The organism is Acinetobacter brisouii (assembly GCF_008993995.1).
GTDB lineage: Bacteria > Pseudomonadota > Gammaproteobacteria > Pseudomonadales > Moraxellaceae > Acinetobacter > Acinetobacter brisouii_A.
This window is the reverse complement of sequence record NZ_BKNN01000012.1, coordinates 25038-37800: the sequence shown is the minus strand read 5'-3', so window position 1 is coordinate 37800 and position 12763 is coordinate 25038. Positions and strand designations below refer to the sequence as shown.

General features: G+C 41.1%; 10 protein-coding genes and 1 pseudogene. 1 reads left to right on the top strand and 10 read right to left on the bottom strand.

Going from position 1 to position 12763, the window contains the following annotated elements; all coding sequences use genetic code 11:
• Positions 1-15 precede the first annotated feature (15 nt).
• The 5 genes from GBN19_RS04995 to sdhC all read right to left on the bottom strand — a co-directional run bounded on the left by GBN19_RS04995 (position 16) and on the right by sdhC (position 6806).
• Positions 16-2835 (bottom strand): 2-oxoglutarate dehydrogenase E1 component, encoded by a 2820-nt coding sequence (locus GBN19_RS04995; protein ID WP_215903478.1) that lies wholly within the window; start codon positions 2833-2835, stop codon positions 16-18.
• Positions 2836-3406: 571 nt separating this feature from the next.
• Positions 3407-4117: a succinate dehydrogenase iron-sulfur subunit gene (locus GBN19_RS04990; RefSeq protein WP_151708727.1), complete on the bottom strand. Its 711-nt coding sequence runs from the start codon at positions 4115-4117 to the stop codon at positions 3407-3409.
• A gap of 14 nt (positions 4118-4131) precedes the next feature.
• On the bottom strand, positions 4132-6027 hold the full coding sequence (locus GBN19_RS04985; protein ID WP_151777394.1) for an FAD-binding protein: 1896 nt from the start codon (positions 6025-6027) through the stop codon (positions 4132-4134).
• Between the two features lie 12 nt (positions 6028-6039).
• A complete protein-coding gene (gene sdhD / locus GBN19_RS04980) occupies positions 6040-6405 on the bottom strand; it encodes a succinate dehydrogenase, hydrophobic membrane anchor protein (RefSeq protein ID WP_151777393.1) in 366 nt (121 codons plus the stop codon).
• Positions 6405-6806: a succinate dehydrogenase, cytochrome b556 subunit gene (gene sdhC / locus GBN19_RS04975; RefSeq protein WP_151708724.1), complete on the bottom strand. Its 402-nt coding sequence runs from the start codon at positions 6804-6806 to the stop codon at positions 6405-6407. The genes sdhD and sdhC overlap by 1 nt, the downstream gene beginning before the upstream one ends.
• A gap of 954 nt (positions 6807-7760) precedes the next feature.
• Between sdhC and gltA the strand changes: the two genes are divergently transcribed.
• The gene (gltA, locus tag GBN19_RS04970) at positions 7761-9035 is read left to right on the top strand and encodes a citrate synthase (RefSeq protein WP_151708723.1); all 1275 of its coding nucleotides are present in this window, start codon (positions 7761-7763) and stop codon (positions 9033-9035) included.
• Between the two features lie 67 nt (positions 9036-9102).
• Here gltA and GBN19_RS04965 read toward each other — a convergent pair whose 3' ends face one another.
• The 5 genes and pseudogenes from GBN19_RS04965 to GBN19_RS04945 form a co-directional block, all read right to left on the bottom strand.
• Entirely contained in the window at positions 9103-9342 is a 240-nt protein-coding gene (locus tag GBN19_RS04965) for a helix-turn-helix domain-containing protein (RefSeq protein ID WP_151708722.1), read from the bottom strand.
• A gap of 32 nt (positions 9343-9374) precedes the next feature.
• Positions 9375-9806: a DUF2946 domain-containing protein gene (locus GBN19_RS04960; protein ID WP_151777392.1), complete on the bottom strand. Its 432-nt coding sequence runs from the start codon at positions 9804-9806 to the stop codon at positions 9375-9377.
• Positions 9772-10056, bottom strand: coding sequence for a hypothetical protein (locus GBN19_RS04955; RefSeq protein ID WP_151777391.1), 285 nt, complete (start codon positions 10054-10056; stop codon positions 9772-9774). The genes GBN19_RS04960 and GBN19_RS04955 overlap by 35 nt, the downstream gene beginning before the upstream one ends.
• A 42-nt stretch (positions 10057-10098) precedes the next feature.
• Positions 10099-12174 (bottom strand): annotated as a pseudogene (locus GBN19_RS04950) (TonB-dependent copper receptor).
• Positions 12175-12251: 77 nt separating this feature from the next.
• Entirely contained in the window at positions 12252-12659 is a 408-nt protein-coding gene (locus GBN19_RS04945) for a DUF2946 family protein (protein WP_151708788.1), read from the bottom strand.
• Positions 12660-12763 lie beyond the last annotated feature (104 nt).

The following is a 12763-nucleotide window of genomic DNA, read 5'->3' as shown; positions in this document are numbered from 1 at the left end:
AGTCTCTCCTGATGATTAAGCTTCAATCGCAAGCGCGTCTTGAATTAATTTAGCTTGTTGTTTTGCATGCAAATATGGTGAACCACATGCTGGGGCTGCAGAAGCGTCACGACCTGCGAAGCTAATGCGTACTTGTTTGCCGACATTTGACACAGTGTCATATAAGAATGGGGCAATAAAGTGCCATGCACCTTGGTTCTTCGGCTCTTCCTGACACCAAACAACATCTTTTGCGTTTGGATATGCATTCAGAACTTCAGCAATACGTTGTTCTGGATATGGATACAATTGTTCTACACGTACAATTGCAACATTTTTCAATTCAGCTTCACGACGTTTTTCAAGCAAGTCGTAATACACCTTACCACCACAGAACACGATGCGATTTACATCGGCTTTGTTGATTTGATCAACTTCATCAATCACAGTTTGGAATTGACCATGTGCCAATTCTTCTAGATTAGATACTGCAAGTTTATGACGAAGCAATGATTTTGGTGACATGACGATCAATGGTTTACGAATTGGGCGTACAGCCTGACGACGTAATGCATGATAAATTTGTGCAGGTGTGGTTGGTGTGATCACTTGCATGTTGTCTTCAGCACAAAGCTGCAAATAACGCTCTAAACGTGCAGATGAGTGCTCAGGACCTTGACCTTCAAAGCCATGTGGTAACAACATGGTTAAACCACAAACACGTTCCCATTTGGTTTCGCCAGATGCGATAAACTGGTCAATCACCACCTGCGCACAGTTTGCGAAGTCACCAAACTGAGCTTCCCAAACAATCAAACTATTTGGCAATGTGGTTGCATAACCATATTCAAATGCCAAAACAGCTTCTTCAGAAAGCAGTGAATCCCAAAGTGCAAAACGCGGTTGGTTTTCTTTGATGTTACAAAGCGGAATGTAAACTGCACCATCTTTTTGGCTATGGAGCTTAGCGTGACGGTGTGAGAATGTACCACGACCCACGTCTTCACCACTGATACGAACCAAGAAACCTTCATCCAGCAAAGTGGCATAAGCGAGAGTTTCAGCCGCACCCCAGTTTAAAGGCACTTCACCAGTTTGCATTTTCAAACGTTCGTCAATCACTTTAGAGACTTGACGTTGCATTTCAAAACCTTCTGGAAGCTCACGCATTTTGGTACCTAACGCTTTTAAGCGGTCGATATCAAATGAAGTATCCCAGTTGTCTGTGTAGTCATGACCCAAGTACGGAGTCCAGTCCACAAACATTTTTGTATTTGGCTCAAGTACTAATGCGTTCGCAACATGGTTACCTGCTTCTAAATCCGCACGGTAGTCTTCAACCATTTTGTCCGCTTCAGCGCGATCCAAGATTTTTTGTTGAACCAATTGATCAGCATAAAGCGTACGAGTGGTTGCTTTTTTGTTAATCACTTGATACATCATTGGTTGAGTTGCAGATGGCTCATCCGCTTCGTTGTGACCACGACGACGGTAACAGAACAAGTCAATTACAACATCTTTACGGAATGTATGACGGAAATCATGCGCAAGTTGTGCAACAAATACCACCGCTTCAGGGTCATCACCATTCACATGGAAGATTGGTGCCTGAACCATTTTTGCGATATCGGTACAGTATTCGGTAGAACGTGCATCACGTGGATCTGAAGTTGTGAAGCCCACTTGGTTGTTCACTACAATGTGAACTGTACCACCAACGGTATAACCGCGGGTTTGTGACATTTGGAATGTTTCCATGTTCACGCCTTGACCTGCAAATGCAGCATCACCGTGAACGATCACTGGTAACACATCGTCACCACCAATGTCTTTACGACGGACTTGGCGTGCACGAACAGAACCTTCAACGACAGGCCCAACGATTTCTAAATGTGATGGGTTAAATGCCAATGCCAAGTGAACTTCGCCACCTGGAGTCATTACATTTGATGAGAAACCTTGGTGATATTTAACGTCACCAGAACCTTTTTTGTTGAGTGCTTTACCTTCAAACTCACCAAAAAGGTCGGCTGGGTTTTTACCCATAATATTTACAAGCAAGTTCAAGCGGCCGCGGTGTGGCATACCGATAACAACTTCTTTACAACCTACGGCACCAGCACGTTGAATCAGCTCATTGACCATTGGAATAAAGGTTTCACCACCTTCCAAACCAAAACGCTTTGCACCAACGTATTTGTTACCTAGAAATTTCTCTAAACCTTCAGCAGCAGTCAAACGTTCTAAGAAGTGTTTCTTTTGTTCTGCTGTAAAGTTAAATTGACCACGCGCACCTTCAAGGCGTTGTTGAATCCAGCGTTTCTCTTTTGTGTCCACGATATGCATATATTCAACACCGATCGAACCACAATAGATTGCTTCCATTGCTTCAATCATCTCAGCAAGCGTTGCTTCGCTTTTACCGATCTCAAGATTGCCTGTGTTGAATACTGTGTCTAAATCAGATTTGGTCAACCCATGTGCATTTAATTCTAAATCTGGAACGTCTTCACGCTTTGCTAAACCTAATGGGTCCAACTTCGCTTTTTGGTGTCCACGGTTGCGGTAAGCAGCAATAAGTTGCAAAACACCAATTTGGCGTTTTTCATGCTCAGTACTTACAGTGCTTTGAACAACAGGCTGTACACGGTTTGAATTACGACCCAGTAATAAAAATTGTTCACGCACAGTTCCGTGTGGTTGGTCGCCTTTTGGGAATTTATCGAAATATTGACGCCAGTCTTCACTGACAGAGGATGGAGAAGTTAGGTACTGCTCGTATAGTTCTTCGATATACGCTGCACTATCAGCGGAAAGTTCAGTATCAAGACGCAATGCGTCAGCAACTTCTTGCATTTGTGGACCCATTTCCTATTGCAAAAATATTACAGATTACTCAGTGAAGTAATCCATGATCGATAATGTCAGATTGGTAAAATGACATCATGCCCAATGACTTTCATCATCGGGAACATTCGCGCTTATAAAGTAGACATAACCTACTTTACAGGCACAATGAATGATAACGCCCATACCTGGCATTATCACTCACTTATACCCGACCAAAAGCCGAGCAATTTTTTGCAAATCGTTTTAGATAAAGATAAATTCACGATTTAGCTTTTCTAAAACGTTTTTAGGCGTCTTTTAAACTCACGCTATTTTCTCACATTATGAAAATAATAGCTCTTTTTTTTCACTATTTTTTTCAATATAGTGACTTGCTAAATGCTAACATGTTCTCCGAAATGATTTAATTTTTTTCCCACATACCCCTCATAACTGATCAAAATATATAAATACAAAACAGGTATATATGTTGATCGATCTATCAAAAATATGCAATTTCAAGTCCAATAAGCTTAACACTCCACCTACAAATAAAAAAAAGCGCACATTGAATAATGTGCGCTTCTTTTGCATAAAATTAGCCCGCTTGATCTAACAACATGCTACGAATGTGACCAATTGCCTTAGTTGGGTTCAAACCTTTAGGGCAAACCGATACACAGTTCATAATACCTTTACAACGGAACAGACTAAATGGATCATCTAAACGCGCTAAACGATCTTGAGTTGCTGTATCACGTGAATCAATAATGAAACGGTATGCATTCAACAATGCTGAAGGACCCAAGAATTTATCAGGGTTCCACCAGAATGATGGGCATGAAGTTGAACAACATGCACACAAGATACACTCATACAGCCCGTTCAAATGTTCACGCTCTTCTGGAGACTGCAAACGTTCTTTAGGCGGAGCTGGTTGGCTGTTGATCAAGAATGGGTGAATTTTGTTGTATTGATCATAGAACTGATTCATATCAACAACCAAATCTTTAATCACAGGCAAACCTGGTAATGGACGAATCACGATTTTTTCTGGTAAATCGTTCAAATTCCACAAACAAGCCAAACCATTTTTACCGTTGATGTTCACACCATCTGAACCACAAATCCCTTCACGACAAGAGCGACGGAAAGTCAATGTTTCATCTTGCACTTTCAAAGCAAGCAAAGCATCAAGCAACATACGGTGCTTATCAGTCAATTCAAGCTTAAAAGTTTGCATGTACGGTGCTTTATCCTTATCAGGATCATAGCGGTAGATTTCGAATGTACGAGTACCTCTACTCATCTTTATACTCCCGATTAGAATGTACGTGGTTTAGGTTCAATCGCTTCGACAGTCAACGGCTTATAGCGTACTGGTTTGTACTCTAAACGGTTATCTGAAGAATACCAAAGGGTATGTTTCATCCACTCATCATCACGGCGACCGTATGGATAGTCTTCATGATCTGGCGGTAACTCATAATCCACAACGGTATGCGCACCACGACACTCTTTACGTGCAGCTGCAGAAATTAATGTGGCTTTCGCAACTTCATACAGATTTTCAACCTCAAGTGCTTCAACACGAGCAGTGTTAAATACTTTAGATTTATCTTTCAGATGAATATTGCGCACGCGTGGTTCAATCGCAAGAATTTGTCTCACACCCTCATCAAGCAAAGCCTGAGTACGGAATACACCTGCATGATCTTGTACGATATCACGAATTGCATCAGCAACATCTTGTGCATTTTCGCCTTGAGTCGACTCATCTAAATGACGAACACGTGCTAATGTTTTTTCTAAAACATTGGTTGGTAACGGCGCATAATCATCACCGTGATGCTTGGTCACATAATCAATAATATGCTCACCAGCAGCTTTACCAAATACAACCAAGTCAAGTAGTGAGTTTGTACCTAAACGGTTTGCACCATGTACAGACACACAAGAACACTCACCAATAGCATACAAGCCTTTTACAGGTTGTGTGTAATCACGTGTTCCTGTATGAGAATATTCTTTCGTTTCTTTATTATAGTGGGTTGTAAACTCACCTTCTTCAACACCTACTGGAATCACAACCTGACCATGAATATTGGTTGGAATCCCACCCATTTGATAATGGATTGTTGGCACAACAGGAATTGGCTCTTTAGTGATATCTACGTTCGCAAACTTCTTACCGATCTCAAATACAGATGGTAAGCGCTTCATGATCGTATCTGCACCCAAGTGAGTCATATCTAGCAAGATATAATCTCCTTTAGGACCACAACCACGACCTTCTTTAATTTCTTGGTCCATAGAACGAGAAACGAAGTCACGAGGCGCAAGGTCTTTTAATGTCGGTGCATAGCGTTCCATGAACGGTTCGCCATCTTTGTTACGAAGAATCGCACCTTCACCACGACAACCCTCAGTGAGCAAGACACCAGCACCAGCTACACCTGTTGGGTGGAATTGCCAGAACTCCATATCTTGCAATGGGATACCCGCACGAGCAGCCATACCCAAGCCATCACCTGTATTAATATAGGCATTGGTTGATGCACGGTAAGCACGACCTGCTCCACCTGTTGCCAACAATGTGACTTTTGCATGGAATACTGCAATGTTTCCTGTTTCTTGGTCATACGCTGTTACACCAAGAACATCACCTTCTTCATTGCGAATCAAATCAAGTGCGATCCACTCAACAAAGAATTGAGTACCCATTTTCACGTTGCTTTGATAAAGCGTATGCAAAAGTGCGTGACCTGTACGGTCGGCTGCTGCACATGCACGAGGTACTGCTTTTTCACCATAATTTGCAGAGTGACCACCAAAGGGACGTTGGTAAATCGTACCATCATTATTACGGTCAAATGGCATACCCAGATGCTCAAGCTCATACACCACTTTTGGTGCTTCACGAGTCATGAACTCACACGCATCTTGGTCACTTAACCAGTCGCCACCTTTAACAGTGTCATAAAAATGGTAATGCCAGTTATCTTCTTGCATGTTTCCAAGAGATGCACCAATACCACCTTGAGCAGCAACTGTATGAGAACGAGTCGGGAATACTTTGGTTAAAACCGCTACCTTCAATCCAGCTTGTGCGAGCTGATAAGAAGCTCGCATACCTGAACCACCACCGCCAACAATAACGGCATCAAAGGTAAGATTTTGAATATTTGAATAATCTTCTTTAGGGGTTATAGCGCCCATGATTTTTTCCTATCAATTCGCCCAGAAAATCTGGATACCCCAGATTGCATATACAAACACAGCAATAATTACTGCACTCGTTAATACTAGGCGCAAACCTTTAGCAGATGGACCCATCTGACGAGTAGTCACATAGTCTGTAAAGACTTGCCACATACCAATCCAAGCGTGCACAACCAATGATAAAATTGAAAGCAATGAAAGAACTTTCATTGGCAAAGTCATCATAAAGCCAGACCATTGTTCATAGCTAAAGCCGCTGTGGAATAAAATCCAACCCAAAATCACGACTGTATAAACAGCTAGAATAACCGCGCTAACACGTTGGAGATACCAATCGCGAGAACCTGAACCCGTTAAACCTGTAGCACTTTTCATTAGAATACAATCCACACAAAGGCTGCGATAATTGCTACCACAGATAGAACCAATGAAATTGTAGCTGCCACTCGACCACTTTGTAGTTCTTCATTAAAACCAAGGTCTGCGAGTAGATGTTTAATACCATTAATAAAATGGAAAATTAAACCTGCTACAAAAACCCAAACAATGAATCGTACTAAGAAATTCCCAAATATTTGTTCTTTTACATAAGTAAAGCCTTCAGGTGAAGACAATGACTTATCTAATATCCATAAAAGTACTGGAACCAACAAAAATACGATGACACCTGATAAACGGTGCAAGATTGATGCAATAGCCACGGGAGAGCGTAAGTTAACCGCTAACACCTGCCCCATGGACAAATTGACAGGTCTGTTGCTTTTCACAGCGGGCATCCTGTAAGTAGAAACTCCAGCTGGAGTTTGTTTGATTAATTCGAAGGAAAGCTGGCATCGTTAGGCGAGCAAATGCCTAAACTTTTAAACGACACTGGATTATAGAACGCAAACTAACAAAATTCAAACAACCTAAATGCATGCATTTTCAATATTTTTCATAAATAAGAATCATTTACATCTATTTTTAACTCGAAAATTCACTATTTTTCATAACATTTTTGCGCTATGTTATTATTTTTATAAATTAATTTAATTGTTTATTCTAACTTTGACTTTCATCATCCAAGTTTCCTCCTACAACCAAAGACCAATATTATGAAAAATAATAAGGAACATTTATTTAACGAAATACACAACCAACTTTTTGCATACCTTTTCGTCAAATATCACAAAATATCCTTTCATGGCGATAATTTTTTAAAAGAATTGGTATTTAGAAAATAAATAGTTATTAAAAATAAAATTTACCAATTTGTCGTATTTAATCATTGTTTTTTTCCATGAGAGTGCCTAATTTCATCTAAATTGAGCTAAATATGTGATATAGCGCAAAGCTTCATGAATTATGATTATGACTTTTTACCAATAAATGTTTTACTAAATATTTCGAGAGCAAATAACCGTGTTTCATAGGCTTTCATCATTCTAGTGCTTATTTTTTGTTCTTTTTTAAGCTTTTTTGCCTCTTTTTTCACATGATAGTTGCAATATGCACTGTATTTTTAAGCACTGCTTGCTGTACATTTATGTCGGGCAAAAAAACGTACCACCAATTCACCTAGATACAGCATGGATGCGATTAACATAGAGGTTAAAAGTTAATCCATAAGTATTATTGACAATTTTGTGGTAACGAATAATCTTTGTCCATGTTTATCCCCCTGATTGCGTTCATTAAAATACAATTAATACGTATCAGATCAACATTCACCAGGACAGGAGATCTATTGAATGTCTGAAGCAACTGGCAAGAAAGCCGTTTTAAAACTTGACGGAAAAGAAATTGAATTACCAATTTACAGTGGTACATTAGGTCCAGACGTTATTGACGTTAAGGATGTATTGGCTGCTGGGCACTTCACTTTTGACCCTGGTTTTATGGCTACCGCTTCTTGTGAATCTAAAATCACATTTATCGATGGTAACAAAGGGATTTTATTACACCGTGGTTATCCAATCGATCAATTAGCGACTAAAGCTGACTATTTAGAAACTTGCTACTTGCTTTTAAATGGTGAATTACCAACGCCAGAACAAAAAGCAGAATTTGATGCAAAAGTTCGTAACCACACTATGGTGCATGACCAAGTAAGCCGCTTCTATAACGGTTTCCGTCGTGATGCTCACCCTATGGCTATAATGGTTGGCGTTGTTGGTGCTTTATCTGCGTTCTATCACAACAATCTTAATATCGAAGATGTTAATCATCGTGAGATTACTGCAGTTCGCCTGATTGCAAAAATTCCTACACTTGCAGCGTGGAGCTACAAATACACTGTAGGTCAACCGTTCATTTACCCACGTAATGATTTAGGTTATGCAGAAAACTTCTTACACATGATGTTTGCTACACCTGCTGACCGTGATTACAAAGTCAACCCAATTCTTGCTAAAGCAATGGATCGTATCTTTACGCTTCATGCTGACCACGAACAAAATGCATCAACTTCAACTGTTCGTTTAGCGGGTTCTACTGGTGCTAACCCGTATGCATGTATTGCTGCTGGTATTTCTGCACTTTGGGGTCCTGCTCATGGTGGGGCGAACGAAGCTGTTCTTAAGATGCTTGATGAAATCGGCTCTGTAGAAAACGTTGCTGGCTTCATGGAAAAAGTGAAGACTAAAGAAGTTAAACTCATGGGCTTCGGTCACCGTGTTTACAAAAACTTCGACCCTCGTGCGAAAGTCATGAAAGAAACTTGTGATGAAGTTCTTGCTGCTCTAGGCATCAACGATCCACAACTTGCGCTTGCAATGGAACTTGAACGTATTGCACTTTCTGACGAATACTTCATTAAACGTAACCTGTATCCAAACGTAGACTTCTACTCAGGTATCATCTTAAAAGCGATTGGCATCCCAACAGAAATGTTTACGGTAATCTTCGCGCTTGCACGTACAGTAGGCTGGATCAGCCACTGGTTAGAAATGCACAGCGGACCTTACAAAATCGGTCGCCCTCGTCAGCTTTACACTGGTGAGACTCAACGCGATATCAATCGCTAATTCCTCGCAGGAAAGTAGCAAAACGACAAAAAAGACCGCATTTGCGGTCTTTTTTAATTGGTCACAATCAATATGTAAGATAACGAACAACAAAGCGCGGATTTTGAATAAAAAGCTTCAACAAGGTCTGCGCTGCACTCGAAGGTTGACGTGTACCTCGCTCCCAACTTTCCAAAGTTCTTACCGAAATGCCCAGCACCTGAGCCAGTTGCAATTGGGTAATTTGAACCTGCTTACGTGCTAGTACAATTTGCCGAGCCAGTTTCAAATCTTGTGTTTGATGAATGGATTGGTTTTGGATATACATTCTTTGCATCCCCACCTATTTTTATAATGTGATTAGAAGTCTCGATAACTATTCATTCTCAACATCACAGGGGGTGCGCGCCCTTGTGGCAATAAAAAAACGCCATTCCAAAATATTTCAAAAAATCGCCTGACGTTGTTGACCAACATCAGGATTCTGATTTGAATCCCATCCACAACTGCCTGAACACCAAACCCCAAAGCAATCGGTAGATGTCCATAAACAAAACAATATAAACAAGTATGCTGTTTTGAGTTGTCCTGCACAGGCAGATGCTGCATATGAGAATGTTCTGCAACATTCATGACCATCACACATGCAGGTTCTATCTGGAACTTTTTCGGTAATAAAGGCTGAGCAAACACTGCGATTTGACACAGGATTGCAAACAGCCCCAAATATGCAAAAGTGAAGCGAAACGCCCCTTTGTTATTGCTGTTTAACCGCGCTTGCTGGCGTATCATGATGCATGTTTGCCATATCTTGCTCACTCATTTTCGACATATCCATATCTTTCATATTGGACATGTCATGCTGCATTGAAGATGATGATTCATCTCCCGTTGAGCGCCACTGCTGCGAATAGCGGTTAATATCGTTATTATCTGAAGCAACGCTGTAATACAAAAAGCCTAAAAAAGTAAGGCCCAAGACCACAGCAATAATCACACCACGCCATCTACCTGATGACTTCTTATTTTGCGAATTTTCCATAAAAAAAGACCTTAAATTAAGAGATTAAAAATCTGAGAGCAATTAAAATTTAAAGCTCATGCGTGCCCAATAGTTACGTCCAATACTATCAAATTGTGTATCTGGGGCATAACCAAAAACACTGGCTCCTGCTTTGTTCAGATGCTCGGCATACGCTTTATTAAAGAGATTGTCTACACCCAAAGACAGATCGATTCCTGAACTCACATGGTAAGTCGCATTTAGTGCAACTGTGGTAAAGGCTTTACTTGCCCCCATGTCATAACCCACAACATTTCCCTCATGTAAGCTATAGCGGTTCTGTTGGGCGACTGAACGGATTAACATTCCCAAGGTATAACGATCTTGGATGTAACGTAGATTCAAACGCGCTTCTAAAGGTGCAATTTGCGGTAATGGGGTATGATCCGTGGTGTTTTGACCCCATGCATACATCAGGCTCAGATTAGTCTGAACGTGCGGCGTAAACTGATAACCTACACCTGCTTCAGCCCCTGCGATTGTTGCATCGACATTGCGAACCGTTGGATATAACTGTGAACGACTTGGATTGGCCTATTGCATGAGAATAAAATCTTTCACGACACCCGCATAAGCTGACACCCATGCATTCCACGACCCCTGTTGCCACTGTGTCCCAAGGTCGAGCTGTAAGGTTTTCTCGGTTTTTACAGCATCCATGTTATTGATGGTATCGGTTTTTACAGCATCCATGTTATTGATGGTATATGCACCCGAGGCTAAGGATGTACTGTATAACTCCCAAAAATCTGGAACACGTTCAACATAGCCCAGACCTACATAATTTTTTAAGCCATAACTCGGCAGATTATTTTCAATCCGAATAAATGCACTAGGTACGGTTTCAGTACGTTCACTTGGATTGGTAATCACATTGGTTTTTGATGTTGTCATTGCAACGTGATCAAAACGTGCGCCTGTCACCAATTGATTATCTGCACTTAAATGATAAGTGAATTCACTAAAAGCCCCATAAGACTGATATTTCATATTGCGCATATAAGGCTTCATGGTCATCATTCCGCTTTGCATTTTCATATCACCGCCATGATTCCAATGCTGCGAATCGACACCGCTGATAATGCTCCATTTTCCCCATTCCGTAGTGATTGCTAAACGTGAATTTAGCGTTTGACGCGCAAGCTCCATCGAACTTTTAGTCCCTGTATTCACACGGTAACTATAGTTATCCATGACATGATCGTTGTCGGTATAGTCAATTTGCGCTTCAATTTTCTTAATATGTTCAGTCAGGTTTTTCTTTTCTGCATGAAAGCCCAAGCTCTTACGTTTGAACTGCACACCATCCATAGAACGACCCGCATATTCAGAGTAGCCATCACCCGTGCCTGCATTCAGCTCAAGCCATGTATCATCATCAGGTGTCCAGCCCATCGCCACATCGGCAGTCCAGCGCTCCCAAGCCGATGGTACTTTATTCCCATCACCATCTTTATAACTATTGGATGTAGATCGACTGGTGGTTAGGCGTAAATATTTGGTTTCATCCCCCAAAGTCCCATCAAAGTTCTGATCTAAACGACCATATGACCCCACCAAAACACTTGCTGTCCCTTGATATGGTTTTTCACTGCTCAATTTGGGTGGAGTACGTTCAAATGAAACTGTCGCTGCTGAACCTGTTGTCGGGTAAAGTACAGTTTCAGGCCCTTTCACAACGGTGATCTTGTCATACGTCTCTGGTGAAATATAAGAAGTCGGCGCATCCATTCGCGCAGGACACGCACCTAACTTTTCAGTTCCGTTGGTCAACATTTTAATGCGGGAACCAAACATTCCCCGAAATGTAACGTCACCATTGGTTCCACCGCTACTGATCGCATTAAATCCCATAATACTTTTGAGATAATCTGCACCATCGGTTGCGGGCACAGGCTGGATCGGTTGTTTAGGGTCTGCAACAACAACTAAGCCATTCGCCTGATTGCCTTTTTCTGCGGTCACCACAATCGGAGCAAGCTGAATTTCATCGGTTGTTACTGATGATTGAATGGTAGTTTCTTCTGCATGTGTCAAATTTGAAGCAAGTACAACTGCAACCGCGAGCGACTGTAAAATAAATTTCGGCTGTGACATGAATTTTCTCTTTTATGCCATAAACAAAATCCTTGAGGCGTGACTCAAGAACATAATCGTTGTATTTAAAATTTTGTTTAAGCAAAAAGAGGGGGCGCTCGCCCTTGAGGTATGAGAAAAAGCCTTTGTAAAACAAAGTAAATATGTTTGAAAGTTTTTTGGAAAGCAATTAAACGAATCTGTAAGCGTTCAAAAACTTCTTTGATGTCGAGATCAAGAAACGCCACGACATGCCCATACACTTTACAATAAATACATTCATGACTTGGGTCATGTTGATGTTGCTGATCGTGGGACGTGGCATGCGACATGTGCATACCCTGCATATGAGACATCTCTGGCATATCCGCCATCGACATATCCATTGGGGCAGTTTTGTTATGAGTGGTTAACGCTAAAGCATCAGAAATAGTGGCACATACCGGAGAAATCTGAAATTTCTCTGGCAGTAGCGCCTGTAAAAATACGGCGATTTGTAACAGCATTGCAGCAAGTGCAACTACAAATCCAGTTCTTTGCAATGAGAGTCTCTACAATCTAATTTAAAGATAGGGCACGTTAGCCTCGGGCAGTCTACTATATTTATTTT

Excerpts from the sequence above, each read along its gene's own strand:
- GBN19_RS04955 (WP_151777391.1), bottom strand. The coding sequence starts at position 10,056 with ATGGAAAATTCGCAAAATAAGAAGTCATCAGGTAGATGGCGTGGTGTG.
- GBN19_RS04990 (WP_151708727.1), bottom strand. The coding sequence starts at position 4,117 with ATGAGTAGAGGTACTCGTACATTCGAAATCTACCGCTATGATCCTGAT.
- GBN19_RS04985 (WP_151777394.1), bottom strand. The coding sequence starts at position 6,027 with ATGGGCGCTATAACCCCTAAAGAAGATTATTCAAATATTCAAAATCTT.
- GBN19_RS04960 (WP_151777392.1), bottom strand. The coding sequence starts at position 9,806 with ATGATACGCCAGCAAGCGCGGTTAAACAGCAATAACAAAGGGGCGTTT.
- GBN19_RS04965 (WP_151708722.1), bottom strand. The coding sequence starts at position 9,342 with ATGTATATCCAAAACCAATCCATTCATCAAACACAAGATTTGAAACTG.
- GBN19_RS04945 (WP_151708788.1), bottom strand. The coding sequence starts at position 12,659 with ATGCTGTTACAAATCGCCGTATTTTTACAGGCGCTACTGCCAGAGAAA.
- sdhC (WP_151708724.1), bottom strand. The coding sequence starts at position 6,806 with ATGCCCGCTGTGAAAAGCAACAGACCTGTCAATTTGTCCATGGGGCAG.
- sdhD (WP_151777393.1), bottom strand. The coding sequence starts at position 6,405 with ATGAAAAGTGCTACAGGTTTAACGGGTTCAGGTTCTCGCGATTGGTAT.
- GBN19_RS04995 (WP_215903478.1), bottom strand. The coding sequence starts at position 2,835 with ATGCAAGAAGTTGCTGACGCATTGCGTCTTGATACTGAACTTTCCGCT.
- gltA (WP_151708723.1), top strand. The coding sequence starts at position 7,761 with ATGTCTGAAGCAACTGGCAAGAAAGCCGTTTTAAAACTTGACGGAAAA.